The following is a 25,445-nucleotide window of genomic DNA, read 5'->3' on the forward strand; positions in this document are numbered from 1 at the left end:
CGGGAGTCGCCGGATCACTCGGCCAACTCGTACGCGTAGTCGGGTGTGAACGTCCCCGGCTGCCCCTTGCAGCCGTCCGACTCGCCGGGCAGTTTCACCCACAGATACGCGTCGATCGCGGACTCCCCGGTGCGCAGCGTCGGCGCCCGGCCGATCTTGCGGCCGTCCGGGTCGCACCATTCGCCGTCCGCCGGGGCGCCGTTGCCGTTGCGACTGGTGTCGATGACGGCGCCGAGGCCGCTCGGGCCGCCCATCGCGGCGAGCACCCGGCGGGCGTACGCGATCTCGTTCCCGGTGCTGTTGAAGTTCGAGACGTTGGTGAAGACGCCGTCGGAGGAGGCGGCCGACGCGGCGCCCGCCGCCCGCAGCCGCTCCGCCTGGGTGCCGGCCGGGTTCCAGTCGGAGTGCCCGGCGTCGTAGTAGACCCGGGCCCGCGGGTTCGCGGCCTTCATGACCCGCCCGGCGCGCGCCAGCGCGGCGTACCGTGCGGACCGTTGGGACCCGCTGAGGCACTCCGTCTGGGAGAGCGCGTCGGGCTCCAGGATCACGATGACCTCGCGGGAGCCGAGCCCCGCGGCGAACTTGTCGATCCAGTCGTCGTACGCGGCGATGTCGGGCGCCCCGCCGTCCGAGTAGCCGCCGCAGTCCCGCGCGGGGATCGCGTACGGGACCACCACCGGGACCTGCCCGGCGCCCGCCGCGCCGGAGGTCACCGCGCGCACCCGGGACGTGATGGTGGCGGGCGTGAAGTCGGCGAACCAGACGGCGGCCGGCCGGTCCGCGATCCGGGACTCGATCAGCGGGCGCCGCGGGTCGGAGCGGTTGGCCCGCACCCAGTCCTGGACCTGGGAGTCGCCGTGCCGGTACAGCCCGGTGGGTGCCGGCGGCGCGGGCGCCTTCGCCGTCGGCTTCGGCCGGACCGGCGCGGACCTCTTCACCGCGGGCTTCTTCGAACTCTTCGAGCTCGTCGACGGGGACGGGGACGCGCTGGTCAGCGTCGGGGCGGGCAGCGGGACCATGCTGGGCGAATCGCTGACGACGGGCCGCGCCTCGTCGCCGCCGTCCGGACCGCTGTCCAGCGCGGAGACCAGACCCGCGACCGTCCCGACGGCCACCACCGCCGATGCGGCCGCGACCATCGCGCCGCGTCCCGCGGCCCTTCGCCGTGCGGCCCGCCGCTCGGCGAGCCGCCGCGCACGTAACCCTGGCACCGTGCTCTCCCCCTCGCCTCGGCCCGCCGTTCCCTCGTTCTGGGGAAGCCCCCGGCCAGCCGACACCCGCGCCAGCCTATGACTGCGATCCTGCGCGCATGGCGCAGTTGGAACGGATCACACAACCCCACGCACCCGCCGTCGACGGCGTCGACACGGTGCTCGCGAGGATGCGGGCGGTCGGCGCGGACCTGCCGCCGCGGGACGGCGTGGCGGTCTTCAACCGCGTCTACCTTGCGGTCACGGAGGCGCTCGACCGGGCCATCGACACCGGTCGCGCGGGCGGCTTCGCGGACCGCAGAGCCGCGGCCACGCTCGACGTCCGCTTCGCCGAGCGCTATCTCACGGCCGTCGACGCGGCGTCCCACGGGCTGCGCGCGCCCGCGTGCTGGCGTCCGCTGTTCCAGTTCCGGCGCCATCCGGGCGTACGTCCGTTGCAGTTCGCGCTCGCGGGCATCAATGCGCACATCGGCCACGATCTCGCGCTGGCCGTCATGGACACCTGTCGTACGCTCGGCTGCGAACCGACCGCCGTGGAGGACGAGTTCGAGCGCGTGGGCGACATCCTCGTGACACTGGAGGAGCGCATCCGCGAGGAGCTGATGCCGGGCCCCGACCTGCTCCAGGTCGCCGATCCGCTCACCCATCTGCTGGGCTCCTGGACCCTGGAGCGCGCCCGCGACGGTGCGTGGGCGGCGGCCCAGGCGCTGTGGGCCCTCCGTGAACTGCCCGCCCTCTCCGCCGAGTTCGGCCACCGCCTCGACGCCTCCGTGGGCCTGGTGAGCCGCATGCTCCTCACGCCTCTCCCTGACTGAAACCGGCCGCGCCGCACCCGGAACTCCCGTGCTTTCTCTGTACGTTGAGTCGGCGATCACGATCACGATCACGACCGCGCCGGCTACGACGACAGTGAACGAACGCGAAGGAGCACCGCATGGCGACCCGACTCGGCCTGAGCCTCCCGCAGATGAAGCAGTACGACATCGGCCGCGACATCCCCGACGTGGCGCGCGCCGCGGAGGCGACCGGTTACGAGAGCCTGTGGGTCTTCGAGCGGATCCTGTTCCCGGACCCCGCGACGCAGGGGCTCTACGGGGTTCCGGGTCTCCCCTGGCCCGAGCAGTACCGCTCGGTGGCCGACCCGCTGGTCTCGCTCACCCTCGCCGCGGCGGCCACGTCCCGGGCCAGGCTCGGCACCAGCGTCCTGGTGGCTCCGCTGCACGTCCCGTTCCAACTCGCCCGCTCGCTGGCCTCGTTGGACGCGGCGAGCGGCGGCCGGGTCGTCGCGGGGATCGGCACGGGCTGGTCGCACGACGAGTACGCGGCGGCCTCGGTGGCGCCGTTCGCGCAGCGCGGCAAGGTCCTGGACGAGCTGATCGACGTATGCCGTGCGGTGTGGGGCCCCGACCCGGTCGCGTACGAGGGGACGCTGACCACGATCGCCCCGTCCGAGGTCGGGCCGAAGCCCGCCGGGCCGCTGCCGATCCTGCTCCCGGCGAACAGCCCGAAGGCCGCGCGCCGGCTCGTCGACCGGGCGGACGGCTGGATGCCGGCGGCGATGGGCGCCGAGCAGCTCAAGCAGCAGTGGGCGGACCTCCAGGCCCTGGCCGAGGAGCGCGGGCGCACGGCCCCGCTCCAGAGCGTGCTGCGCGTGAACACGACGTACACGAGCGAGGCGTACACCGGCGACGACCGCAGGCCGTTCCAGGGCAGCGTCGACCAGATCGTGGAGGATCTGGTCGCGCACGACGAGGTGGGCCTGGAGGAGATCCTCGTCGACCTCCAGGGCTCGGTGCGCGACGCGCAGGAGCTGAAGGCGGTGGCGGCGGAGGTCTACGAGAAGGCCCGCGCCGCCGGCATCTAGCCCAACGTCCTCTAGTCCTCCGGCAGTTCGACCGGAGCGATCTCGTCGTAGACGTCACCGGGGCCGGGGTTGGCCGCGTCGGTCGCCCCGCCCAGGTGGTGCATGACGCCCCACACGGCGTTCAGCGCGGTCTGCACGGCGCCCTCGGCCCAGCCGGCCGTCCACGAGATGTCGTCACCGGCGAGGAAGATGCCGCGCCGGTCGGCCGGCAGGTCCTCCTGCATGAAGTGGGTGAACAGGCGGCGCTGGTAGCGGTAGTGGCCGGGCAGGTTCGCCTTGAACGCGCCCATGAAGTAGGGCTCGTTCTCCCAGGACACGGTCACCGGGTTGCCGATGATGTGCTTGCGGATGTCGACCTTCGGGTAGATCTCGCCGAGCGACTTCAGCATGACTTCGAGGCGCTCGTTGGCCGACAGCGGCAGCCACTTCAGGCTGTCGTCGCACCAGGTGTAGGAGAGGCAGATGACGGCGGGCTTGTCCGGGCCGTCATCGAGCAGATAGGTCCCCCGGGTCATCCGGTCGGTGAGCGTCATCGACATGACGTCGCGGCCGGTCTCCTCGTCCTTGTCCAGCCAGAAGGGCCGGTCGACGGGGACGAAGAGCTTCGAGCTCTCCATGTAGTGGGTGCGCTCGATGGCGGTCCAGTGGTCGATCGGGAACAGCTCGTCGTCGCACGCCACCTTGGAGAGCAGCATCCAGGACTGCGCGGTGAAGATCGCGGCCTTGTACGTACGGATGTCGCCGTCGGCGTCCGTGACGGTGATCCGGTTCCCTGCCGTGCGGGCGAGCCGGGTCACGGCCGGGCGCGGATCGCCCTGCGGGTGAAGGGACTTGAGCGAGGTCCCGTACGCCCAGTGCACGATCTTCTCGGGCTCGCGCTCCCACAGGCGCAGCGGCAGCTGCTGCGAGCCGCCGACGATGCCGCGGTGGTGGTCGTCGGCCTCGGTGTAGACGACGCGCAGGATCTCCAGGATGGAGTTGGGGAAGTCGGTGTCCCAGCCGCCGGTGCCGAAGCCGACCTGGCCGAAGATCTCGCGGTGCCGGAACGACTTGAACGCCTCGGACTCGCACAGGAACCCGTAGAAGGTCTGGTTGTCGAGCTTCTCGACGAGCTTGGACCAGATCTCCCGGATGCGCGGCACGTCGCGCTCGCGCATCGCCTGGTTCATGTCGGAGAAGTCGGCGCCCTCGTCGAGGCACTTGTTCCAGGCGGCGGCGACGTCGCGGTAGACCTGCGGCAGGTCGTCGATCGTCTCGGCGTAGTGCGACTCGCCCTTGAGGTCGACGACCGTCGAAGGGGTGGACTCCGCGAGGGGGTTGGGGAACGGGCGGGTCTTCAGGCCCACCAGGTCGATGTAGTGCTGGAGCGCCGTCGACGACGGCGGGAAGCGCATCGCGCCCATCTCGGCGGTCAGCGACGGGTCGCAGCCGTCGAAGCCGACCGTGCGCAGCCGGCCGCCGATCTCGTCGGCCTCGTAGACGACGGGCTTGAGGCCCATCTTCATCAGTTCGTACGCGGCGACGATGCCGGACAGGCCGCCGCCGATGACGGCGATCTCGGTGCCGTGCTCGGTCGCGGGTATCTGGCCGAGGCCCGCCGGGTGGGCGAGGAAGTCGTCGTACGCGTACGGGAAGTCCGGCCCGAACATGGTGATCGGGGGCTGCGCGTCGGTGTGCTGGACGGCGGTGGGCACCGTGGACGTCATGGGGTGCGGACTCCTTGCGGATACGGGGCAGTTGAGGCGGAAGGTGCGGGGGCGGACGTCACGTGAGGGACGTGTACAGACCCGGTCGGCGGTCGGTGAGGTACGGGTTCGCGGCGCGCGAGGCGGCGAGCAGGGCCGGGTCGACGTCGCCGGTGATCAGCTCGTCGGCGCGTCCGGCGCGGGCCCGCGCGACGCCGTCGGGACCGGCGAGCACGGAGAGCCCGACGAAGTCGAACTCCCCTTCCCGGCCGGCCCTGTTGGCGTAGGCGACGTACATCTGGTTCTCGAAGGCGCGCACCGGCACGACGGACTCGGCGACGAACTCGAAGGGGTGCATCTGCGCGGTCGGCACGAGGAGCAGGTCGGTGCCGGCGAGGGCGTGGGCGCGGACGTTCTCGGGGAACTCCACGTCGTAGCAGATCATGATCCCGACCCGTACGCCGTCCAACTCGGCCTGCACGACCGCCTGTTGACCGGCACTGAAGTGGGCCCGCTCGAAGTCTCCGAAGAGGTGGGTCTTGCGGTAGCCGGCGAGGCGGCTGCCGTCGGGGCCGATCAGCTGGGCGGAGTTGAAGACATCGGCGCCGTCGCGCTCGGGCCATCCGTAGGCGACGGCGAGGCCGTGCCGTACGGCGATCCGGGCGACGGCGTCGTACGAGGGGCCGTCGGCGGGCTCGGCGAGGCGGCCGAGGCCGTCGCCGATCGCATACCCGGTGAGGAACATCTCCGGCGCCACGAGCAGCCGGGCCCCCGACGCGGCGGCGCGGCCCGCGGCCGCGTCGAGCGCCGCGAGATTCTCGGCGACGACACCGGGGCGGCCCGAGCTCTGGAGCAGGGCGGTGCGCAGCGGCAACGACGGCATGACGGTCCTCGGAGTCGTCCAAAGGGGTGGGAGGGATCCAGACGACGGTACGTTTCCGCTGGTCGGCGGGACAAGAGCCGACCGTTGCGTCTCAGCGTGCGATCCGTTGCGTCCCGGGGGCCGCCGACGGCGATTCGTTGCGCGCTCGCGTGACCTCTCGGTCGCGGTGCGTACGGTCAGGCGGGCGAGCCCGAGGTGAAGCGGCGCATCAGCGGGGAGAGGACGAGGACGGACTTGGTCCGCTCGACGAACGGCTCCCCCGCGATCCGCTCCAGGACCCGCTCGAAGTGCCGCATGTCGGAGGCGAAGACCTGGACGAGGGCGTCCGCCTCACCGGTGACGGTGGAGGCGGACGCGACCTCGGGGTAGCGCTCCAGACCGCGCCGGATCGAGTCCGGCGAGGTGTTGCGGCGGCAGTAGATCTCGATGAACCCCTCGGTCTCCCAGCCGAGCGCGGCCGGGTCGACCCGCACGGTGAACCCGGTGATCGCGCCGGTGGCGCGCAGCCGGTCCACGCGCCGCTTCACGGCGGGCGCGGACAGGCCGACGAGCTGCCCGATGTCGGCGTAGGAGCGGCGGGCGTCCTCCGCGAGGGCGTGCACGATGCGTTCGTCGAGATCGTTCAGCAAGGCAGGCGGTTCACTTCTGTGCGGGCACGGGTGCCGCGGGAGCGGCGAGACGGGAGCGACGCATCCCGTAGCAGAAGTAGAACACGAGCCCCACGACCATCCAGGCACCGAAGACGATCCAGGTGATCGCGGACAGACTGCCCATCATCCAGACGCAGAGTGCGAAGCCGATCACGGGCAGGACCGGCGACAACGGCACACGGAAAGTCCGCTTCATGTCGGGGCGGGTGCGGCGCAGCACGATCACGGCGATGTTGACCAGGGCGAACGCGAAGAGCGTGCCGATGCTGGTGGCGTCGGCGAGCTGGCCAAGCGGGATCGCCGCGGCGAGCACGCCGCAGAACAGGGAGACGATGACGGTGTTGGCGCGCGGAGCGCCCGTCTTCGGGTGGACCTTGGAGAACACCTTGGGCACGAGCCCGTCGCGGGACATCGCGAAGAGGATGCGGGTCTGGCCGTACAGGACGGTCAGCACGACGGACGCGATGGCGATGACGGCCCCTGCGGCGAGCAGCGTCGCCCAGAACGACTGGCCGGTGACGTCCTTCATGATCCCGGCGAGCGCGGCCTCCGAGTCGGTGAACTGCTTCCAGGGCTTGGCCCCCACGGCGACCGCGGCGACGAGCACGTACAGCGCGGTGACGATGACGAGCGAGAGCATGATGGCGCGCGGCAGGTCGCGCTGCGCGTTCTTGGCCTCCTCACCGGCGGTGGAGGCGGCGTCGAACCCGATGTACGAGAAGAAGAGCGTGGCGCCCGCGGCGCTGACGCCCGCCATGCCGAGCGGCATGAAGTGCTCGTAGTTGCCGGACTGGAAGCCCTTGATGCCGATGGCGCAGAAGAGCAGCAGGGCCGCGATCTTCACGACGACCATGATCGTGTTGGCGCGGGCCGACTCCTTGGCGCCGCCCAGCAGGAACACCATGGCGAGCAGGACCACTATCAGGGCGGGCAGGTTGAAGATCCCGCCGTCGCCGGGCGGCGCGGAGAGCGCGTCCGGGATAGTGACGCCGATCGTGCCGTCGAGCAGTTCGTTGAGGTACTCGCCCCAGCCGACCGCCACCGCGGCGACCGAGACGCCGTACTCCAGGACCAGACACCAGCCGCACACCCAGGCGATCAGCTCACCCATCGTTGCGTATGCGTACGAGTACGAGGACCCGGCGACCGGGATGGTGCCGGCCAGCTCTGCGTACGAGAGGGCCGAGAAGAGCGCGGTGAGTCCGGCGATCACGAAGGACAGCGTGACCGCGGGACCGGCCTTGGGGACGGCCTCGCCGAGGACCACGAAGATGCCGGTGCCGAGGGTGGCGCCGATGCTGATCATCGTCAGCTGCCAGAGGCCGAGGGAGCGCCGCAGCGTGCCGCCCTCGCCCTGGCCACCCTCGGCGACCAGGCGTTCCACCGGCTTGCGCCGCATCAGCCGGGTACCGAACCCGGGGGTCACGGGGTCGACGGGTGGGGTGCGCGGGGGTGCGCCGTGATCGAGCACGGGTCGGCTCCTTCATCGCTGCCGGTTGAGGCTGCGGGGAACGAGACGGCCCACGCCCTGACCGGGGGACCGCCGAGCAGGCCGTCCCCCGCCACGCCACGTACAGCGGATGACTCTAAGGGAGATGGCTTCCCGGCTGTAATGCAGCAACCTTGCGCACCGCCGCATGATCGTTGCGCGGATCGCCGTGCGACGCACGTTCGTTGCGGTGCCCGTTTCGTCTGTTGCGCACGCCGTGACGGGAGTCACACCTCACGCGCGGGAGTGAAACCTTCGTCCCGGGGTATTCGTTGGGGCCGTCCCGGCCGTTGATCCCGGGACGGTCTGCTGTCGACACGGCAGGGGGAGCGGCACTTCGACCTGTGCATCATGGGCAGGACGCATATGCCGGAGACGGACGATGAGAGGGGCATGTGAGTACCAGCGAGACCGACATCCGCAATCTGCTGCTCGAGGCGCTGCGGGACCAGGAGGAGCAGATCGCCGACCGCTGGACGACGCTCCAGCTGGAACAGGCTGCGCTCGGCACGGACATGAGCGAGGGTGAGCTGCGCGAGGAGGCGCTGCTGCTCATCGACGCCCTGACCGAGGCGCTCGCCAGTGACACCCCGGCGGGACGCCTGGTGACGTCGCACCACAATCTGCGTACGACGGTCACCGAGCTGTCGCTGCGCCGGGTGCGGGCCGGGGCCACCCCCACCGACACCGCGCTCGCCGTGCTCTCCCTCAAGGAGGCGCTGCTCGCCGCGGTGCAGCACACGACGCGCGACACGAGCGAGCTGTTCTCGGCGGCCGTCCTGGTCAACCGGATGCTCGACGCGGCCGGCGCGCTCTCCTTCGAGACGTACGTCGAGGGCCGCGAGGAGATCATCCAGCGGCAGAGCCGTCAGCTGATGGAACTGTCCACGCCCGTCGTGCGGCTGTGGAAGCACGTCCTCGCGGTGCCGCTCATCGGCACCCTGGACACGGCCCGCACCCAGATCGTCATGGAGTCGCTGCTCCAGGCGATCCAGGACCACGAGGCCAAGGTTGCCATCATCGACATCACCGGGGTGCTCACGGTCGACACGGCCGTCGCCCAGCACCTCATGCACACCGTCAACGCGGTCCGGCTGATGGGCGCGGACTGCGTCATCAGCGGCATCCGGCCGCCCATCGCCCAGACCATCGCTCAGTTGGGGATCGACCTGTCCACCATCCTGACCCGGGCCACCCTCGCGGACGCCCTCACCGCGGCGGTCAAACTCACCGACCAGCCCGCGGTCGGTCTCGCCGTCGCCGAGTCGGCACCGCGGTGAACTCGCCGCGCCCGACGGGCGTACCCATCCTGCGGCTCGGCGACGTCCTGGTGACAGGGCTGCTCAACGAGCTGGACGACCGGTCGGCGGTGGCCTTCACCGACGAGCTGACCGAGCGCATCGCGGCCGACGGTGCCCGCGGCGTACTGATCGACATCTCCCGCCTGGAGATCATCGACTCGTTCGTGGCCCGTACGCTGATGGAACTCACCACGATGTCAAGGCTGTTGGGGGCCAGGGTGATCGTCGCGGGCATGCGGCCCGCCGTCGCGATCACGCTGGTGGAGCTCGGCATCCAGCTGACCGGCGTGGAGACCGCTCTCAACGCGGAGCAGGGTCTCATCGCGCTCGGCTGGCAGCGGACACCGGAGGGCCCAGGCCGTGACCATGTCCGATGAGCGCACCCTGCACCAGCCGCGGTCGGGCATGGCGCAGGTGACCGTCCGACGCAGCTACGACGTACGGTCCGACGACGATCTGCTGACGGTGCGTCATGCCGTGCGCGCCGCCACGGTCGAATGCGGCTTCGGCCTCGTCGACCAGACCCGCGTGGTGACCGCGGCCAGCGAACTCGCCCGCAACGCCTACATCCACGGCGGGGGCGGCACGCTCAGCGTGGAGCTGCTGACCCGGCCCGGCGCCGCCGGCATCCGCCTCGTCATACAGGACGAGGGCCCCGGCATCCCGGACATCGCGGCGGCCATGACGGACGGCTGGACCTCGGGCAACGGCCTCGGCCACGGCCTGGGCGGCGCCCGGCGCCTGATGGAGGAGTTCCACCTGGACACCCGGCCCGGCGCCGGCACGACGGTGACCGCGACCCGCTGGACCACGCCATGAGGCCACCGATCGACACCGCCGTCACCTCGCAGGTGATCGTCGACCACAGCAGCGCGGTGCACCACGCCGCCGCGCTGGCCCGGGCCGCCGCGCTCGCGGGCGGCCTCGGCATCGCCGTCGCCGAGCGGACCGCGGTGCTCACCAGCGAGCTCGCCGGGAACCTGCTGCGGCACGCGGTGGGCGGCGCCGTCTACGTGCAGCGCCTCCCGCAGGGCGGCGGCCTCGACGTGGTCGCCGTCGACCGGGGGCCCGGCATGGCGCAGCCGGACCGGGCGATGGTCGACGGGTTCAGCACGGCCGGGTCGCTCGGCTCCGGCATGGGCGCGGCACGGCGGCTCGCGGACGAGCTGGCGCTGCGCACCCTGCCCGGCGTGGGCACCCTGATCTGCGCCCGGTTCCACGCGCCGGGCAGCACTCCCCCGCGCTCCGACATCGGCCTGCTGTGCCTGCCCGTGCGCGGCGAGGACGAGTGCGGGGACAGCGCGGCGGTGGCGGACGCGCCGGGCGGCCGCACCGTCGCCGTGGTGGACGGGCTCGGGCACGGCGCCGAGGCCGCCGAGGCGAGCGCGGCCGCCGTGGCCGCGTTCCGCGCGGAGCCCGACCGGCCGCTGCCCGACCTGCTCGCGGCGATGGACCGGGCCCTGCGCGCGAGCCGCGGCGCGGCCGTCGGCCTGCTGCGACTGCGGCCGGGCACGGCGGAGCACTGCGGCATCGGCAACGTACGGCTGCTGCTCGTCGCGCACGACGGCGTACGGGCCCGGGCCGCGGGCCAGCCGGGCGTGGTCGGCTGGAACATGCCGCGGCCGCTGCCCCGTACGCTGCCGATGCCCGACGAGTGCGCGGCGGTCCTGCACAGCGACGGCATCGCGACGCGCTGGCCGGACACCGCCACCCCCTTCCTGCTGGGGCTGCCGCCCCGGCTGCTCGCCGCGGCCCTCGGGCACGGCCATCGCTCGGCACGCGACGACGCGACTGCCCTGGTCACCGGGGCCGCCAGGAGGAGTTCATGACGGATCAGGCCGCGGCGTCGCGGCACGTGGGGCCCGAGGGCCCGCGCCGCACCACCCACCGCTCACTGCCCGAACTGCGGGCCACTGTACGGTCGTTGGCGGCTTCGCTGCGACTGCCCGCCGAGCTGCGGACGAGGCTGACCCTGTCGGTGACGCGGGTCGCCGAGCCCGAACTGCGGGCGGGACGGCTCGTCACGCTGGAGTCGGCCCCCGAACAGGGCGCGCGGGAGGGGCGGTTGACGCTGCGACTGCACGCGCCGTACGCGCCGTGGCCCGCCCCCGTGCACGGGCTGCCGCTGCCGGCGCAGCGCGAGGCGGACACGACGGTGTGGCATCTGCCGCTCCCCGAGCGCCAGGACATCGCGACGGGGGCCCCGGACCCCACGGAACTCCTGGAGGAGGAGCTGCGGGTGGCCGTCGCCCGCGCCGAGTCCCTGGAGGCCGACCGGCGCCGCCTCACCCATGAACTCGACGAGACGAACAGCGGAGTGCTCGCCCTGTACGTCCAGTTGGAGGAGCGCGACGAGCAACTGCGGCGCGCGCACGGGCAGATGCTGCGCGAGCTGGAGGACGCGCTGCGCCCCGGCCCGATGAAGGTGGACGGCCTGGAACTGGCCATCCACTACGCGCCCGCCGGCACCGACGCCCCCACCGGCGGCGACCTGTACGACTGGTTCCAACTGCCTGACGGCACCGTGCACATCACCGTCGTCGACGCCCTCGGCCATGGCCTGACCTCCACCCGCAGCGCCCTGAACGTGACGCACGCCGTGCGCACCCTCGCCCTGGAGGGCCACCCCCTGGAGACCGTCGTGGCCCGCACCGACGAGATCCTGATGCCGTACGACCGCGAGCTGATGGCGACGGTCCTGCTGGCCCGGATCGACCCGGTCTCCGGCGACCTCACCCTCGCCAACGGCAGCCACCCGCCGCCCCTGCTCGTCTCCGAGGACGGCACCGCCCGCTTCCTCGAAGTGCGCGGCAGGGGCATCGGTTACCCGATGGCGGGCAGTGAACGACTGTGGCACGAAAAGCTCGCCCCCGGCGATCTGCTCGTCCTGTACACGGACGGCCTCACCGAGAGCCGCCGCGACCCCTACGAGGGCGAGCGCCGGCTCACGTCGGCGACCGTCCGCCACCGGCACCGCCCGACCGAAGAGATCCCCGGCGCCCTCGCGGAGGAGATGCACACCGTGATCCTGCATCCGGACGACACCCTGGCCCTGACCGTACGGAGAACGCGATGAACCCCGCGGCGGCCGGATACATACCCGACGACGCCCCCGAACCGGCGCACGGCACCCTGGACGTCGCCACGGCGGCGGGCCCCACCGGGCCCGTCGTCTCGCTGAGCGGCGACCTCGACTACGAGAGCGGGCCGGAGCTGCTCACCGCCGTGAACGCGCTGTCCGCCCCGGCCGGCTCCACCGTGACCCTCGACCTCTCGGGCGTACGGTTCTTCGACTCGGGCGGCATCAACGCCCTGCTGCGGGCCCGCAGCAGGCTCCAGGAACGCGGCGCCGAGCTGCGGGTCCGCAGGCTCTCGCCGGTCGTGGAGCGCATCTTCCGGATCACGGGCCTGGACGCGGTGCTCGCACCGGACGCTCCCCACCCGTATGGGGGCGATGAAGATCCGGCAGCGGGGTAGCCGGTACCCATGGACATCGTGGTGGATGGTCCCGTGACGGGGACACAGGCCCGACGCACCGCCGCTCGCTTCCTGGCCGAGCACTGCCCCTGGGCCGACGCGGACGCGGTCCTGCTGGTCGTCACCGAGCTGGTCACGAACGCGGCCCGGCACACCGGCGCGCTCGCCCGGCTGCGACTGCACGTCGACGCGGCCGGTCTCGCCGTGTCGGTGGAGGACGACGACCCGCGCGCCCCGGTCCCCCGCGCCCCGGACTTCGGCGGGGGCGGAGGGTTCGGCTGGCCGATGGTCGAGCGCCTCGCGGAGCGGCTCGCGGTGCACCCGGCACCCGGCGGCAAGTGCATCGAGGCGGCCTGGGCGGCCCCGGCTCTCTGAACCTCAGCTCCCGCAAGCGTCACTCCTGTTCGGCGAGCCAGCGCTCATGGGCCTCCCAGGCGGCCTGCTTGCTGGTGCCGAGGGCGGCGCCGACCTGCGCCCAGGAGGCGCCCGCCGCCCGCGCCGACCGGACCGTCAACTGCCGCCCGTAGGCGGCCTTTCGGGCCACGACCTCCATGAGCGCGAGCAGTTCGAGCAGCTCCGCCCGGTCGAGGGCTTCCTGGTCGCTGCCGGCCCCGGCGAGCGAGTCCCGCGACCGCAGCTCGTCGAGACGGGCGACGGCGGTGCGCAGCGTGTGTTCCGCTTCGATTCCCTCAGGTGTCGTCATACGCGGAACGTCGCGTCGGATCCCCGTACCGTCAAGGGAATCTGACGCGACGTCAGCCAACAGCGAACGCGCTCCCGCGCGGCCGGCATCAGCTCCAGCTGGCGTGCAGCGGCTTGCCCTCCGCGTAACCGGCGGCGGACTGGATCCCGACGACGGCCTTCTCCTCGAACTCGGCGAGCGAGTTGGCGCCGGCGTAGGTGCAGGAGGAGCGGACGCCCGCGATGATCGAGTCGATCAGGTCCTCGACGCCCGGACGCTGCGGGTCCAGGAACATCCGCGACGTGGAGATGCCCTCCTCGAAGAGCGCCTTGCGGGCGCGGTCGTAGGCGGACTCGTCGCTCGTACGGTTCTTCACGGCGCGGGCCGAGGCCATGCCGAAGGACTCCTTGTACGCGCGGCCCTGGGCGTCGTGCTGAAGGTCGCCCGGCGACTCGTACGTGCCCGCGAACCACGACCCGATCATGACGTTGGAGGCTCCGGCGGCGAGCGCCATGGCGACGTCGCGCGGGTGCCGGACGCCACCGTCGGCCCACACGTGCTTGCCGTACTTCTTGGCCTCGGCGGCGCACTCCAGGACGGCGGAGAACTGCGGCCGGCCGACGCCGGTCATCATGCGGGTGGTGCACATGGCGCCGGGTCCGACACCGACCTTGATGATGTCGGCGCCGGCCTCGATGAGGTCCTTGACGCCCTCGGCGGCGACGATGTTGCCCGCGACGATCGGCACCTGCGGGTCGAGCGCGCGCACGGTCCTGATGGCGCTGATCATCGACTCCTGGTGCCCGTGGGCGGTGTCGATGACGAGCGTGTCGACGCCGGCGTCGAGCAGCTGCTTGGCCTTGCCGGCCACGTCGCCGTTGATGCCGACGGCGGCGGCGATGCGCAGCTTGCCCTCGGCGTCGGTGGCCGGGGTGTACAGCGTGGCGCGCAGGGCGCCGGTGCGGGTGAGGATGCCCGCGAGCTTGCCGTCCTTGTCGACGGCCGGGGCGTAGCGGCGGTTGGCGCCGTCCAGCTTGTTGAAGGCGTCGCGCGGGTCGATGTCCGCGTCGAGCAGGAGCAGATCCTTGGCCATGACCTCGGACAGCTGGGTGAAGCGGTCGACGCCGGTCAGGTCCTGGTCGGTGACGACACCGACGGGGCGCTGCTCGCCGTCCACGACGACACCGGCGTTGTGCGCGCGCTTGTTGAGCAGCGCGAGCGCGTCGGCGACGGTCTGCGTCGGGGCGAGCACGATCGGGGTGTCGAGGACGTGGTGGCGGGTCTTCACCCAGGAGATGACCTCGGTGACGACCTCGATCGGGATGTCCTGCGGGATGACGACGAGGCCGCCGCGGCGGGCGACCGTCTCGGCCATCCGGCGGCCGGCGATCGCGGTCATGTTGGCGACGACCAGCGGGATCGTGGTGCCCGTGCCGTCCGGCGACGAGAGGTCCACGGCCTGGCGGGAGCCGACGGCGCTCCGGCTCGGCACCATGAAGACGTCGTCGTACGTCAGGTCGTACGCGGGCTTGATGTCATTGAGGAAACGCACGTGCGGACATCCCAGTCGGTAGAAGGGGGCCCCGGAAGAGTGCCACCGGAGCACAAAGCACGTACTTCATTTTCCCATGCGCCCGACAGATCCGTCTCCGGGCCGAACGTCCCAAGGTCAGGGGGCCGATCTTGGACGATCAGCCAAAGTTCCCCTACCGCAGACCCAGCAGCACGACCAGGGCGGTGTCGCCGTCGCGGCGCCGCTCGACGGCCTCCTCGAAGACCTCGCGGGCGGTCTCCCACTCCACGGAGCGCCGCCCGCCGAAATCCGCCCAGCCGGTCACGACGACCACGAGCCCGGCCGTCGCGGACTTCGGCCACACGCCCGGATCGCTGAGCACGTCGGCCAGCGCGTCCCAGTTCCGTCCGAACCAGCCCGGCAACTGGAGCGCGGCGGCGAAGCGGTCCATGAAGGCGCCCTTGTCGGCGGCCCCTTCGAGATCGACGACCCGTACGGCCCACCCGTCCCCGGCGACGGCCTCGTACATCCGGCTCATCTCAGCACCACCCTGAACGATTCGTAGTGGTCATCGGTGTAGTACGTCTCGCCGCCCCGCCCGGTGACGATGCGCCGCGCCCCGCGGCCGCGCTCCCCCGGCGTGCGCACCGTGTACTCGCGGTAGTACCCGCGCGCTTCCTTCGGCAGCTCCCCCTCGAAGTTCGAGAAGACGCTCCCGTCCTTCTCGTACGGGAACGGCCCCCCGGCGTCGATCAGCTCCAGGGTCCGCCGCGCTTCGACGGGCAACTGAGCCACCCGCACGGTGGCCATGCCGTCGTCACTGCTCGCACACCCGGCGACCAGCAACCCGAGACAGACCAGCAGCACACGCAACAAGCGCACCACAATCAAGCCCCTCCGCAGTTCGAGGAGCGGGGTCCGGGGCGGAGCCCCGTGGCCTCGGCCGAGGCGCCGCAGCTCAGTCGTCCGGGTCAGCCCGTTGCAGCGCAGGCCGGGGCGCGTTCCCCGCAGTCAGCAGAAAATCAGCCGCAGCGGTATCGGTGACCAGGCTGGTCACGAGCCCCGACCGCAGCACCGCGTCGATGGCGGCAGCCTTCCGCTGCCCACCGGCGATCGCCACGACCTCAGGTATCCGCCGGAGGCGGTCCGCCTCGACGGTGATGCACCGCTCCCCCAGATCCCGCCCGACCCGGCGCCCCTGCGCGTCGAAGAGGTGCGCGGACATCTCGGCGGCGACACCGAGCGAGGCGTAGTGCGCCCGCTCCTCGTCGCTCAGCATGTCGTGCACGGTCGAGATCCCCGGCTCCCACGAGCCGATCGACACGCACGCCACGGTGACCTTGTCGAAGTACTCGAAGGCGCGGGCGATACCGGTCTGGTTGCGCAGCGCGGCCGCGGTGGCGGCGTCGGGCAGCAGCATCGGGGCGTAGATGGGGTGCGCGTCGCCGCCGGAGACCTGGGCGGCACGGCGCACGGCCTCGACGGAGCCGCGCTCCGCGGTCCCCGCGTCGTACACGCCGGTCAGCTGCACGACGGTGCACGGCGGCAGCCGGTCGAGGGCGGCGGCCATGTGGATGGTGGAGCGGCCCCACGCGAGGCCGAGCACATCGCCTTCGGTGACGAGCTCGCCGAGCAGGTCGGCGGCGACCTCGCCGAGGTTCTCGGGGTCGGGCGACTCCTCGGCCTCGGCCGGCGACTCGACGACGACCGCGTGCCGCAGGCCGTAGCGGGCGCGCAGCGCGTCGGAGCGCTCGGCGTCCAGCTCGGCCGGGACCCGGATCTCGATACGCACGAGATCCCGCTCGAGGGCGGTCTCCAGGACCCGGGCCACCTTGAAGCGGCTCACGCCGAACTCCTCGGCGATCTGGATCTTGGACTTGCCCTCGAGGTAGAAGCGACGGGCCATGGCCGCCGCCTGCACCAGCTCCGCGGGTCCCATCCGCAGGGCTGCCCGTCCCGCCGATGATGCGGACACGGCGATCTCCTCACTTCTCTTCTGCACGACTCACTGCGTTCACAACCTGGATACGCCGTTCATCCTTGCAGATCCGGCGGGCTTGATCAGCCCTGATGGACGGCGTTCACGTATCCGTGGCTCAGTGGTCGCACGCCCAGGACGCACCGGACGTGGCCTGCGCCGCTTGGGTGCGCAGTGCACGTACCGCTTCGGCCGGGTCGTTCGCCCCGTATACGGCCGAACCGGCGACGAACACGTCGGCCCCGGCCTCGGCGCACCGCTCGATCGTCGCGGCGGAGACTCCGCCGTCGACCTGGAGCCAGAGCTCCAGACCGTGCTTCGAGATCAGCTCCCGCGTCCGGCGGATCTTGGGCAGCATGATGTCGAGGAACGCCTGCCCGCCGAAGCCCGGCTCAACCGTCATGATCAGGAGCATGTCGAGCTCGGGGAGCAGATCCTCGTACGGCTCGATGGGCGTCGCCGGCTTGAGGGCCATGGAGGCGCGGGCGCCCTTGGCTCGGATCTCGCGGGCGAGCCGGACCGGGGCGGCCGCGGCCTCCGCGTGGAAGGTGACGGACCCGGCACCCGCTTCGACGTACTGGGGAGCCCACCGATCGGGGTTCTCGATCATCAGATGGCAGTCCAGGGGGGTGTCCGTCGCACGCGCCAGCGACTCTACGACCGGAACCCCCAGGGTCAGGTTCGGTACGAAGTGGTTGTCCATGACGTCGACATGGAGCCAGTCGGCGCCTTCGACGGCCCGTGCCTCGTCGGCAAGGCGGGCGAAGTCCGCGGAGAGGATGCTGGGGTTGATCTGAACGGCCATGCCCCAAGCCTGCCATGTCCGCGGCCCGTTGCCCGCCCCGGTCCGGACCAGTACCCGATACCGATGCCGAGCCGTGCCCTCCCGTGCCATTCTGGGCGGCCCACAGCAGGCCGACAGGATTCACCGCGCGCGACGCAGCGGGGGGCGCCATGGCGGACGTACGGAGCGAGGACGACGTACGGGGTACAGCACCGGAACCGGGACGGCGGCGCGGAGTCGCGTGGCTGGTGTGCGGACGGCGCAGCAAGTGGCTGGTGCTGCTGCTGTGGCTGGTGATCATCGTGGGGGTCGCACCGCTCGCCCAGAAGCTGACCGACGCGCAGGACAACGACGCGCAGTCCTGGCTGCCCGGTTCCGCGGAGTCGACCCAAGTCCTCGACATCTCCAAGGACTTCAGGCCCGAGACGATCCCGGCCGTGGTCGTCTACGCCCGCGACGGCGGCCTCACCGTGGCCGACCGCGCCCGGATCGCCCAGGACGTACGACAGATCAAGTGGCTCAGCGACCACGGTCTGCGCGGCGCAGAGGCACGCGGCCCGGTCTTCGACAAGAAGGCGGGCGCCTCGGCGGCGCAGATCTACGTGCCGTTGACGATGGACGAGAAGGGCTGGCAGGAGATCGCGCCCGCCGTCGACTCCATCCGGGACCGCACCGGCGCGTCGACGGGCGGGCTCGCCATCCACATCACGGGCCCGGGCGGCACCTCGGCGGACTTCTCCGAGGCGTTCGAGGGCATCGACTCGACGCTGCTCCTGTCCGCGCTCGGCATCGTGATCGTGATCCTGCTGTTCACGTACCGCAGTCCGTCGCTGCTCCTGGTGCCCGTCCTGAGCGTGGTGGCGGCCCTGTTCACCGCGCAGGCCCTGATCTATCTCCTGGCCCGGCACGCGGGCCTGACCGTCAACGGGCAGAGCGCGGGCATCCTCACGGTGCTCGTGTTCGGCGCGGGGACGGACTACGCGCTGCTCCTCGTCGCCCGCTACCGGGAGGAGCTGCGCCGGCACGACGACCGGCACGAGGCGATGGCGCTCGCCCTGCACCGGGCGGGCCCCGCCGTCCTCGCGTCCGGCGCGACGGTCGTGCTGAGCATGCTGATGCTGCTGACGGCCGACATGAACTCGACGCGCGGCCTCGGCCCGGTCGCCGCGATCGGCGTCGCGGTCGCCCTGCTCGCGATGCTCACCCTCTTCCCCGCCCTCCTCGTCGTCTTCGGGCGGTGGATGTTCTGGCCCGTCGTCCCTCACGTGGGCAGCCCCGAGCCGACCGAGCGCGGGGTGTGGGCGCGGACCGGGCGCGGGATCGCCCGCCGCCCGCGCACGGTGTGGCTCGTGACGGCGCTGGTCCTCGCGGCGTGCTCGCTCGGCCTGATCCAGCTGAAGGCGGCGGGCATCAGCAACGCCGACTCGTTCACGGACAAGCCGGACTCGATCGTCGGCCAGGAGATCTCGGCGAAGCACTTCCCCGCGGGCAGCGGCGACCCGCTGGTCATCGTGGCGAACAGCGCGCAGGGCGACGCGGTGACGAGCGCCGTCGCCGGGACGAAGGGCGTGGTCGGGCAGAGCATCGGCGTGCCCCCGAACACCGCGCCCGAGCACGGCGGCAAGGTGCTCTTCGAGGCGACGACCACCGCACCGTCCGACAGCCAGGCGGCACGGGACACCGTGGAGCGGGTGCGCGACGCGGTGCGCGAGGTGGACGGCGCGGACGCCAAGGTGGGCGGCGGTCCCGCGGCCCTGCTCGACATGGACCGCGCGACGGCCCACGACAACAAACTCGTGATCCCGCTGGTCCTGGTGGTCGTCCTGCTGATCCTGGGGCTGCTGCTGCGCGCGCTGATCGCGCCGCTGATCCTGATCGGGACGGTCGTCCTGTCGTTCGCCGCGGCCCTCGGCCTGAGCGCGCTCGCCTTCCGCCATCTCTTCGACTACGCGGGCGAGTCCACGGACTTCCCGCTGTTCGTCTTCGTGTTCCTGGTCGCGCTCGGTATCGACTACAACATCTTCCTCACGACCCGCATCCGTGAGGAGGCCATCCGCCAGGGCACGCGGCCGGGCGTCGTCACGGGCCTCGCCGCGACCGGCGCGGTGATCACGTCGGCGGGCCTGGTGCTCGCGGGCACGTTCGCGGCGCTCGGCACCCTGCCGATGGTGGCGTTCGCGGAGATCGGCTTCGCGGTCGCGCTCGGCGTGCTCCTGGACACGTTCGTGGTCCGCTCGGTCCTGGTGACGTCGCTGTTCCTGGACGTGGGGCCACGGGTGTGGTGGCCCCACGCACTGTCGAGGAGCTCAGGCGGTACGCCGAATCAGCGCTAGGTACATCGCGTCCGTGCCGTGCAGATGCGGCCACAGCTGGACGTCGGGGCCTTCGCCGAGCGCGGGCACGCCCTCCAGCAGGGGCCGTGCGTCGATGAGTTCGGCCCCGTCGAAGGACTTCATGACGTCGTCGACGACGGCCCGCGTCTCGGCCATGTGCGGCGAGCAGGTCGCGTAGCCGACGACACCGCCGACGCGCACGGACTCAAGTGCCGTGCGCAGCAAGGAGCGTTGCAGCGGCCCGAACCCGTCGAGGTCCTCGGGGCGGCGCCGCCAGCGCGCCTCGGGCCGACGCCGCAGGGCGCCAAGTCCCGTACAGGGCACGTCCATCAGGATGCGGTCGAAGGTCTCGGGACCCCACGGCGGGCGGGTGCCGTCCGCGGCGATCACCTGGTACGGGCCCGGGTTCCCGGCGAGCGCCTTCGCGACGAGCCCGGCGCGGTGCGGCTGCTTCTCGGAGGCGAGCAGCGTCGCCCCGCGCTGCGCGGCGAGCCCGGCGAGCATCGCGGCCTTGCCGCCGGGGCCCGCGCACCCGTCGAGCCACTTCTCGTCGCGCCCCTCGACCGGAGCGTTCGCCAGTGCGATCGCGACGAGCTGGCTGCCCTCGTCCTGCACGCCGGCGCGCCCGGTCCGCACGACGTCGAACGCGCCCGGCTCCCCGCCCTCCGCGAGCCGCACGGCGTACGGGGACCAGCGCCCCGGAAGCCCGGAGTCCTCGCCGACCTCCTGGAGCACGGCCTCGGCGGTGGTCCGCCCCGGGCGGGCGACGAGCGTGACCTCGGGCCGTTCGTTGTCGGCTTCCAGGAGGTCCTCGATCCCGGCGCGGCCACCGCCCAGCGAGTCCCAGAGCGCGGACACGACCCATCGCGGATGCGAATGCACCACGGCGAGATGGTCCTCGGGGTCCTCGTCGTAGGGCGGTGCGACCTTCTCCAGCCACGCGTCCAGATCGTGCTGCGAGACCTTCCGCAGCACGGCGTTGACGAACTTGGCCCGCCCATCACCGAGCACCACCCGCGCCAGCTCCACCGACGCGGAGACGGCGGCGTGCGTCGGGATCCGCGTCCCGAGCAGCTGGTGCACACCGAGGTTCAGCACATCGAGAACCGGCGGATCGACCTCGCGCAGCGGCCGGTCGATGCAGGCCGCCACGATCGCGTCGTACGTGCCCTGCCGGCGCAGCGTCCCGTACACGAGCTCGGTCGCGAGCGCCGCGTCCCGCCCGTCGAACTTGTCGGGGCCCTCCTTCTCGCGCGCCTTGCGCAGCAGCGGCGGCAGCACGAGGTTCGCGTAGGCGTCCCGCTCGTCGACGGCCCGCAGCGCCTGGAAGGCGAGGATGCGGACGGGGTCCTTCTTCGGACGGCGATGGGGCTTGCCCGGCCCGCCGGGCTTACGGGGGCCGCGGTTCGACGAGGTCGGCTGGTCGCTCAAAGGTGCTCCGCTGGTGGGATCGTACGGGCGCTACGCACGGGTCGTACGCCGGGATGAACCCTCCCAGGGTACGTCCCGCCAGGGTCCGCGGGCCGAGCGGGCCTTGGGGTGCGGGCGCTCAGCCCAGCCGCTCCCCCGCGGCGATCCGCACGCCGCGCGCCCAGTCCGCCGCCGCCATCGGCTTCTTGCCCTGGGCCTGCACCCACAGCAGCTCCACGGCGTGCGAACCGGTGCCCACGTACAGGTTCTTCTTGCCGGCGCCGATCTCGCCCGGGGCCAGGTCGGTGCGGTCAGGCGCGAGCACCGCCGTGCGCACCTTGAGCCGCTCGCCGCGGAACTCGGTCCAGGCGCCGGGCGCGGGCGTGCAGCCCCGCACGACGCGGTCGACCCGCAGCGCGGGCGCGTTCCAGTCGATCCGGGCGTCCTCGACGGTGATCTTCGGAGCGAGGGAGACGCCGTCCGCGGGCTGCGGCACCGCCTGGAGCGAGCCGTCCTCGATGCCGTCCATCGTCGCGACGAGCAGTCCGGCGCCCGCGAACGCGAGCCGGGTCAGGAGGTCGCCGCTGGTGTCGGTGGCCCGGACGGCCTCGGTCACCGTGCCGTAGACGGGGCCGGAGTCGAGCCCCTCCTCGATGAGGAAGGTGGACGCGCCGGTGATCTCGTCGCCCGCCATGACCGCGTGCTGCACCGGCGCGGCCCCGCGCCAGGCGGGCAGCAGCGAGAAGTGCAGGTTGACCCAGCCGCGGGCCGGCACGTCGAGCGCGATCTTCGGGAGCAGCGCCCCGTACGCGACGACCGGGCAGCAGTCGGGGCCGATCTCGCGCAGCCGGGCGAGGAACTCCTCGTCGCGCGGCTTGGCGGGCTTGAGCACCTCGATGCCGGCCTCCTCGGCGCGCTCCGCGACCGGGCTCGCGACGAGGCGACGGCCGCGCCCCGCGGGGGCGTCGGGCCGGGTGACGACCGCGGCGACCTCGTGCTTGTCGGAGGCGATCAGGGCGTCCAGAGCGGGAACGGCGACCTCGGGGGTGCCTGCGAAGACGAGCTTCATCGGTGGCTTACGGCCTCTCGGGGCAGGGTCAAGGGCAGCGCACCAGTCTATGGGGGCGCCGCGCCCGGCACACATGGGGCGCACGCCGTGACGCGCGCCCCGCGCATATGCGGATACGCCGGAACAGCGTGACCCCTCACCGTATGGCGCGTTGGTCAAGAAAGAGTTGACCACCCCAAGGGCCGCGATCGCTCCTTCGTCACCGGATTCCGCCGGTCGGCGCGAGCGCGACCCCATCCTTTACATCGCCGGTTCGAGAGGCTTGTTCATGGCCGACCACGCAACCCACGACGCCCAGGCACGGGCCAGCCTGCACCTCCTGGTGCGGGACATCGAGCGGGTCCGGCGGCAGGTGGACGCGCTGCGCACCCTCACCGCGCAGCTCGGCAACGTCTACCGCCCGCGCCGCTCCGGCCCCTCCGCGGGCTTCGTCGTCTACGGAAGGGCCCCCGCACCGACCGTCCGTCTCGCCCAGGAGCTGCGGGACAGCGTCGAGACCCTGGTGACCGCCGCCGTGGACTTCGACCGTTCGCTGGGCTTCTCGTGGGACGCGGTGGGCTCCGCGCTCGGAGTCACCAAGCAGGCGGTGCACCGCCGTTACGGGGCCCGCAGGGCCGCCGCCCAGGCGGCAGCCGACGCCGAGCGCGGTGCGGAGACCCCCACGTCCCCCGCCACGGTGACGTCGACGGCCCCGCGTCCCGCCCTGCCGGTGGGTGCGGGTCCGCTCCCCTCGGTGCCCGCCGCCCGCTCCATGCCCACCCAGCCGACCGCGGGCAGCACGGGCCTGCGGGAGGAAGTCCGCCCCGGCGCCTTCCCCGGCCCGCGCAACGGCTGAGCACCGCCGAGCGGCGCCCGCGCGCCCGCACCACCTCTGCCTCCCCGTACACCAGGTACGGGGAGGCGGTGTCATGTTGACGCCCGGCTGTCAGGCCGGCTTGACGCCGGGTCAGCCGATGTCCGGCGGGTCCACTCGCACCCGTACGGGCTCGACGCCACCGCGGGCCATACGCGCCGCCTGCGCCTGCTTGAGGGCGGCGGCCAGCGCGGCGCCGCTGCCGGGCGGCACCCGCACGAGCGCCCGCTCCCACTGCTCCCCGACCGGCGGCGCCCCCGGCCGCCGGGCACCCCCCGGCGCCGGCGCGGGCACCGGGACGGGCCCCAACACCTCGGCGTCCGCGGGCAGTTCGACCGCGCCGAGAAACCCCGCGAGGGCCTCGACCGTGCCGCTCACCGACGCCATCCGGGACACCGGCGGGAAGCCCAGCTCGGCCCGGTCGGCGAGTTCGCGCACCGCGTGCCCCACGGGGTCCCAGCGGACCAGCGCCTGCACGGGGCGCAGCGTCGGCTCGGCCATGATGACGACGGTGCCGCCGGCTTCCTGGGGGCGGACGAGAGCGGCCGCTCCGATCCAGCGGCGCAGCGCGTCCTCCCCGGCCCGCAGGTCGGGCCGCCCGAGCATCGCCCACCCGTCGAGCAGCAGCGCGGCCGCGTACCCGCCCTCGGCGACCGGCTCGGCGCCGGGTGTGCTGACGACGAGCGCGGGCTCCCCCGAGACGGTGTCGAGCACCTGCTCCCGGCCGGACGTCCGCACCGGCACGGCGGGGAAGGCCCGCCCCAGCTCCTCGGCCGTGCGCCGGGCCCCGACGACCTGCGCCCGCAGACGGACGCCGCCGCACTCACCGCACTGCCAGTTCGCCTCCTCGCGCCCGCACCAGCCGCAGGCGAGCACACCGGTGGCCTCCCGCGCCTCCAGTGGTCCCGCGCAGTGCCGGCAGCGGGCGGGCTCGCGGCACCGCTGGCACGCGAGCCGGGGCACGTACCCGCGCCGCGGCACCTGCACCAGGACGGGCCCGGTCCGCAGCGCGTCCCGTGCGACGTCCCACGCGATGCTCGGCAGGCGCGCGGCCCGGGCCGCCTCGTCCCTGGCCAGGTCCAGGTCGCCGACGGTCCGCACGCGCGGAGCGACCCGCCGCACGGCCTCCCGCGGAGCGGCCACGGCGGCGGCCCACCCGCTGCGCACCAACTGCGCGGCCTCGACCGTGCACCCCCAACTCCCCAGCAGAAAGGCGCACTTGTCCCGCGTGGCCCGCAGTTCGAGAACCTCCCGTACATGCGGGAACGGCGCGTGGTCGTCGCTGTGGTGCCCGTCCCCGTCGTCCCACACCACGACGAGTCCCAGGTCCCGTACGGGCGCGAACATGGCGGCCCGCGTCCCCACCACCGCCCGCACGGCGCCGCGCCGCACGGCGAGCCACTCCTCGTAGCGCCGCTGCTGTCCCGCCTCGGCGGTGAGCAGCGCGTGCTGCCCCTCCCCCAACGTCTCCCGCAGCGCGGCATCGACCCGGGCCGCGAGCCGCACGGTGGGTACGACCACCAGGGCCCCGCGCCCGGACGCCAGCGTCGCCTGCACGGCGAGCGCGATCTCGACGGCCCACTCCGGGCCGGGCAGCGCGGTCCACACGGCACGCGGCGCGCCCCCCGCGGCCAGCGAGGCCACCAGGTCGGCCCCCCGCTCGTACCGCTGCCACGAGCCGGGTCCCGGCGGCGCGGGCGGCACCGGCGGCGCGGGGAACTCCTTGGCCTCGGCCTTGGCGTGCCGCGGCGGAACCGCGAGCTGCAACACATCGGCGAGGCTCCCCGCGTACCGGTCGGCGACGGCCCGGGTCAGCCCGAGCAGTTCGGGCCCGAGCACCGGCTCAGGCGAGACGACCTGGGCCAGTGCGGCGAGCGGCCCCTGATACTCGGCCTCGGCAACCCGCTCCACCAGAAACCCGTCGATCAGCCCACCCCCCTCGCGCCGCCCGTCCCGCACATTCCTGCTCCCGGCCCCGAACCGCACCCGCACCCGCACGCCGGGCCGGGCGACGGCGTCCAGCTCCTCCGGCACCGCGTACTCGAAGTACCGGTCGAGATGCAGCACACCCTTGTCGACGAGCACCCGCGCGACGGGCAGCTCCTTGGCCAGCGGAGCCCCCCGCCACGTCCGCGGCTTGGCCTTGGGCGCCTTGGCCTTCGCCTTGCGCACGCTCTCCCGAATCAACGCAAGCTGCTCCGGCTCGCCTCCATCGGGCTGCGCGGGGGTGTCGTTCTCGCTGCTCACACGTGCATTCCTACCA

The 25,445-nt window shown here is 72.8% G+C and carries 25 protein-coding genes; 11 read left to right on the forward strand and 14 right to left on the reverse strand.

All coding sequences use genetic code 11. The features are described 5' to 3' along the window. Positions 1-14 precede the first annotated feature (14 nt). Positions 15-1,139 (reverse strand): glycoside hydrolase family 6 protein, encoded by a 1,125-nt coding sequence (locus AB0L37_RS15545; protein WP_365505077.1) that lies wholly within the window; start codon positions 1,137-1,139, stop codon positions 15-17. 170 nt (positions 1,140-1,309) lie between these two features. Here AB0L37_RS15545 and AB0L37_RS15550 point away from each other — a divergent pair, with 170 nt between their 5' ends. Continuing rightward, positions 1,310-2,026 carry a DUF5995 family protein gene (locus AB0L37_RS15550; protein ID WP_365504702.1) on the forward strand — a complete coding sequence of 239 codons (717 nt, stop codon included), beginning with the start codon at positions 1,310-1,312 and terminating at the stop codon, positions 2,024-2,026. A 119-nt stretch (positions 2,027-2,145) separates the two neighbouring features. Beyond that, complete coding sequence (locus tag AB0L37_RS15555) at positions 2,146-3,075, forward strand: LLM class F420-dependent oxidoreductase (RefSeq protein ID WP_365504703.1); 930 nt, start codon at positions 2,146-2,148, stop codon at positions 3,073-3,075. 11 nt (positions 3,076-3,086) lie between these two features. On the opposite strand, the gene AB0L37_RS15560 is transcribed toward AB0L37_RS15555, so the two are convergent. From AB0L37_RS15560 to AB0L37_RS15575, 4 genes are all read right to left on the reverse strand, one after another. Further along, on the reverse strand, positions 3,087-4,781 hold the full coding sequence (locus AB0L37_RS15560; RefSeq protein WP_365504705.1) for an NAD(P)/FAD-dependent oxidoreductase: 1,695 nt from the start codon (positions 4,779-4,781) through the stop codon (positions 3,087-3,089). A 58-nt stretch (positions 4,782-4,839) separates the two neighbouring features. Continuing rightward, the gene (locus AB0L37_RS15565) at positions 4,840-5,643 is read right to left on the reverse strand and encodes a carbon-nitrogen hydrolase family protein (protein ID WP_365504707.1); all 804 of its coding nucleotides are present in this window, start codon (positions 5,641-5,643) and stop codon (positions 4,840-4,842) included. Positions 5,644-5,819: 176 nt separating this feature from the next. Beyond that, positions 5,820-6,272 carry an Lrp/AsnC family transcriptional regulator gene (locus AB0L37_RS15570; protein WP_338694364.1) on the reverse strand — a complete coding sequence of 151 codons (453 nt, stop codon included), beginning with the start codon at positions 6,270-6,272 and terminating at the stop codon, positions 5,820-5,822. A gap of 10 nt (positions 6,273-6,282) precedes the next feature. Continuing rightward, positions 6,283-7,764, reverse strand: a complete 1,482-nt coding sequence (locus AB0L37_RS15575) for an amino acid permease (RefSeq protein ID WP_365504709.1) — start codon at positions 7,762-7,764, stop codon at positions 6,283-6,285. 413 nt (positions 7,765-8,177) lie between these two features. Between AB0L37_RS15575 and AB0L37_RS15580 the strand changes: the two genes are divergently transcribed. From AB0L37_RS15580 to AB0L37_RS15610, 7 genes are read left to right on the forward strand one after another with little or no spacing between them, the layout of a single operon-like run. Next, a complete protein-coding gene (locus AB0L37_RS15580; RefSeq protein ID WP_365504711.1) occupies positions 8,178-9,062 on the forward strand; it encodes an STAS domain-containing protein in 885 nt (294 codons plus the stop codon). Continuing rightward, the gene (locus AB0L37_RS15585; RefSeq protein WP_365504713.1) at positions 9,059-9,460 is read left to right on the forward strand and encodes an STAS domain-containing protein; all 402 of its coding nucleotides are present in this window, start codon (positions 9,059-9,061) and stop codon (positions 9,458-9,460) included. The genes AB0L37_RS15580 and AB0L37_RS15585 overlap by 4 nt, the downstream gene beginning before the upstream one ends. A 28-nt stretch (positions 9,461-9,488) precedes the next feature. Next, on the forward strand, positions 9,489-9,902 hold the full coding sequence (locus tag AB0L37_RS15590) for an ATP-binding protein (RefSeq protein WP_365505079.1): 414 nt from the start codon (positions 9,489-9,491) through the stop codon (positions 9,900-9,902). Then, positions 9,899-10,912, forward strand: a complete 1,014-nt coding sequence (locus AB0L37_RS15595; protein ID WP_365504715.1) for a SpoIIE family protein phosphatase — start codon at positions 9,899-9,901, stop codon at positions 10,910-10,912. Before AB0L37_RS15590 ends, AB0L37_RS15595 begins: the two co-directional genes overlap by 4 nt. After that, complete coding sequence (locus AB0L37_RS15600) at positions 10,909-12,159, forward strand: PP2C family protein-serine/threonine phosphatase (protein ID WP_365504717.1); 1,251 nt, start codon at positions 10,909-10,911, stop codon at positions 12,157-12,159. The genes AB0L37_RS15595 and AB0L37_RS15600 overlap by 4 nt, the downstream gene beginning before the upstream one ends. Beyond that, the gene (locus tag AB0L37_RS15605) at positions 12,156-12,560 is read left to right on the forward strand and encodes an STAS domain-containing protein (RefSeq protein WP_365504719.1); all 405 of its coding nucleotides are present in this window, start codon (positions 12,156-12,158) and stop codon (positions 12,558-12,560) included. The genes AB0L37_RS15600 and AB0L37_RS15605 overlap by 4 nt, the downstream gene beginning before the upstream one ends. 33 nt (positions 12,561-12,593) lie before the next feature. Beyond that, positions 12,594-12,935, forward strand: coding sequence for an ATP-binding protein (locus tag AB0L37_RS15610; protein WP_365504721.1), 342 nt, complete (start codon positions 12,594-12,596; stop codon positions 12,933-12,935). 19 nt (positions 12,936-12,954) lie between these two features. Here the strand turns inward: AB0L37_RS15610 and AB0L37_RS15615 are convergent, their stop codons facing one another. The 6 genes from AB0L37_RS15615 to rpe all read right to left on the reverse strand — a co-directional run bounded on the left by AB0L37_RS15615 (position 12,955) and on the right by rpe (position 17,538). Next, positions 12,955-13,263 carry a hypothetical protein gene (locus AB0L37_RS15615; protein ID WP_365504723.1) on the reverse strand — a complete coding sequence of 103 codons (309 nt, stop codon included), beginning with the start codon at positions 13,261-13,263 and terminating at the stop codon, positions 12,955-12,957. Between the two features lie 88 nt (positions 13,264-13,351). After that, complete coding sequence (locus AB0L37_RS15620; protein ID WP_365504725.1) at positions 13,352-14,794, reverse strand: GuaB1 family IMP dehydrogenase-related protein; 1,443 nt, start codon at positions 14,792-14,794, stop codon at positions 13,352-13,354. A gap of 154 nt (positions 14,795-14,948) precedes the next feature. Further along, positions 14,949-15,293, reverse strand: a complete 345-nt coding sequence (locus AB0L37_RS15625) for a barstar family protein (protein ID WP_365504727.1) — start codon at positions 15,291-15,293, stop codon at positions 14,949-14,951. Next, positions 15,290-15,643, reverse strand: coding sequence for a ribonuclease domain-containing protein (locus AB0L37_RS15630; RefSeq protein WP_365505081.1), 354 nt, complete (start codon positions 15,641-15,643; stop codon positions 15,290-15,292). The genes AB0L37_RS15625 and AB0L37_RS15630 overlap by 4 nt, the downstream gene beginning before the upstream one ends. Before the next feature lie 70 nt (positions 15,644-15,713). Continuing rightward, positions 15,714-16,694, reverse strand: coding sequence for a sugar-binding domain-containing protein (locus tag AB0L37_RS15635; RefSeq protein WP_365505083.1), 981 nt, complete (start codon positions 16,692-16,694; stop codon positions 15,714-15,716). A 157-nt stretch (positions 16,695-16,851) separates the two neighbouring features. Beyond that, the gene (rpe, locus tag AB0L37_RS15640; protein WP_365504729.1) at positions 16,852-17,538 is read right to left on the reverse strand and encodes a ribulose-phosphate 3-epimerase; all 687 of its coding nucleotides are present in this window, start codon (positions 17,536-17,538) and stop codon (positions 16,852-16,854) included. A gap of 149 nt (positions 17,539-17,687) precedes the next feature. On the opposite strand from rpe, the gene AB0L37_RS15645 reads away from it, so the two are divergent. Further along, a complete protein-coding gene (locus AB0L37_RS15645) occupies positions 17,688-19,850 on the forward strand; it encodes an MMPL family transporter (protein ID WP_365504731.1) in 2,163 nt (720 codons plus the stop codon). Here AB0L37_RS15645 and AB0L37_RS15650 read toward each other — a convergent pair. Beyond that, complete coding sequence (locus tag AB0L37_RS15650; RefSeq protein WP_365504733.1) at positions 19,824-21,281, reverse strand: transcription antitermination factor NusB; 1,458 nt, start codon at positions 21,279-21,281, stop codon at positions 19,824-19,826. The two genes, AB0L37_RS15645 and AB0L37_RS15650, sit on opposite strands and share 27 nt — an antisense overlap. Before the next feature lie 118 nt (positions 21,282-21,399). Beyond that, positions 21,400-22,329 carry a methionyl-tRNA formyltransferase gene (fmt, locus tag AB0L37_RS15655; protein ID WP_365504735.1) on the reverse strand — a complete coding sequence of 310 codons (930 nt, stop codon included), beginning with the start codon at positions 22,327-22,329 and terminating at the stop codon, positions 21,400-21,402. Positions 22,330-22,597: 268 nt separating this feature from the next. On the opposite strand from fmt, the gene AB0L37_RS15660 reads away from it, so the two are divergent. Continuing rightward, entirely contained in the window at positions 22,598-23,164 is a 567-nt protein-coding gene (locus AB0L37_RS15660; protein ID WP_365504736.1) for a hypothetical protein, read from the forward strand. A 111-nt stretch (positions 23,165-23,275) separates the two neighbouring features. Here the strand turns inward: AB0L37_RS15660 and AB0L37_RS15665 are convergent, their stop codons facing one another. After that, complete coding sequence (locus AB0L37_RS15665) at positions 23,276-25,429, reverse strand: primosomal protein N' (protein WP_365504738.1); 2,154 nt, start codon at positions 25,427-25,429, stop codon at positions 23,276-23,278. Positions 25,430-25,445 lie beyond the last annotated feature (16 nt).

Origin of the sequence: Streptomyces sp. NPDC052225, from assembly GCF_040679615.1 — a bacterium.
In the GTDB taxonomy this organism is placed as follows: domain Bacteria; phylum Actinomycetota; class Actinomycetes; order Streptomycetales; family Streptomycetaceae; genus Streptomyces.

What these genes read in the sequence shown, in the direction of transcription:
- AB0L37_RS15645 (WP_365504731.1), top strand. Translation starts at nt 17,688, where the DNA reads ATGGCGGACGTACGGAGCGAGGACGACGTACGGGGTACAGCACCGGAA.
- AB0L37_RS15590 (WP_365505079.1), top strand. Translation starts at nt 9,489, where the DNA reads ATGGCGCAGGTGACCGTCCGACGCAGCTACGACGTACGGTCCGACGAC.
- AB0L37_RS15560 (WP_365504705.1), bottom strand. Translation starts at nt 4,781, where the DNA reads ATGACGTCCACGGTGCCCACCGCCGTCCAGCACACCGACGCGCAGCCC.
- AB0L37_RS15550 (WP_365504702.1), top strand. Translation starts at nt 1,310, where the DNA reads ATGGCGCAGTTGGAACGGATCACACAACCCCACGCACCCGCCGTCGAC.
- AB0L37_RS15605 (WP_365504719.1), top strand. Translation starts at nt 12,156, where the DNA reads ATGAACCCCGCGGCGGCCGGATACATACCCGACGACGCCCCCGAACCG.
- AB0L37_RS15545 (WP_365505077.1), bottom strand. Translation starts at nt 1,139, where the DNA reads ATGGTCGCGGCCGCATCGGCGGTGGTGGCCGTCGGGACGGTCGCGGGT.
- AB0L37_RS15625 (WP_365504727.1), bottom strand. Translation starts at nt 15,293, where the DNA reads ATGAGCCGGATGTACGAGGCCGTCGCCGGGGACGGGTGGGCCGTACGG.
- AB0L37_RS15555 (WP_365504703.1), top strand. Translation starts at nt 2,146, where the DNA reads ATGGCGACCCGACTCGGCCTGAGCCTCCCGCAGATGAAGCAGTACGAC.
- rpe (WP_365504729.1), bottom strand. Translation starts at nt 17,538, where the DNA reads ATGGCCGTTCAGATCAACCCCAGCATCCTCTCCGCGGACTTCGCCCGC.
- AB0L37_RS15615 (WP_365504723.1), bottom strand. Translation starts at nt 13,263, where the DNA reads ATGACGACACCTGAGGGAATCGAAGCGGAACACACGCTGCGCACCGCC.
- fmt (WP_365504735.1), bottom strand. Translation starts at nt 22,329, where the DNA reads ATGAAGCTCGTCTTCGCAGGCACCCCCGAGGTCGCCGTTCCCGCTCTG.
- AB0L37_RS15595 (WP_365504715.1), top strand. Translation starts at nt 9,899, where the DNA reads ATGAGGCCACCGATCGACACCGCCGTCACCTCGCAGGTGATCGTCGAC.
- AB0L37_RS15600 (WP_365504717.1), top strand. Translation starts at nt 10,909, where the DNA reads ATGACGGATCAGGCCGCGGCGTCGCGGCACGTGGGGCCCGAGGGCCCG.
- AB0L37_RS15660 (WP_365504736.1), top strand. Translation starts at nt 22,598, where the DNA reads ATGGCCGACCACGCAACCCACGACGCCCAGGCACGGGCCAGCCTGCAC.
- AB0L37_RS15635 (WP_365505083.1), bottom strand. Translation starts at nt 16,694, where the DNA reads ATGGGACCCGCGGAGCTGGTGCAGGCGGCGGCCATGGCCCGTCGCTTC.
- AB0L37_RS15565 (WP_365504707.1), bottom strand. Translation starts at nt 5,643, where the DNA reads ATGCCGTCGTTGCCGCTGCGCACCGCCCTGCTCCAGAGCTCGGGCCGC.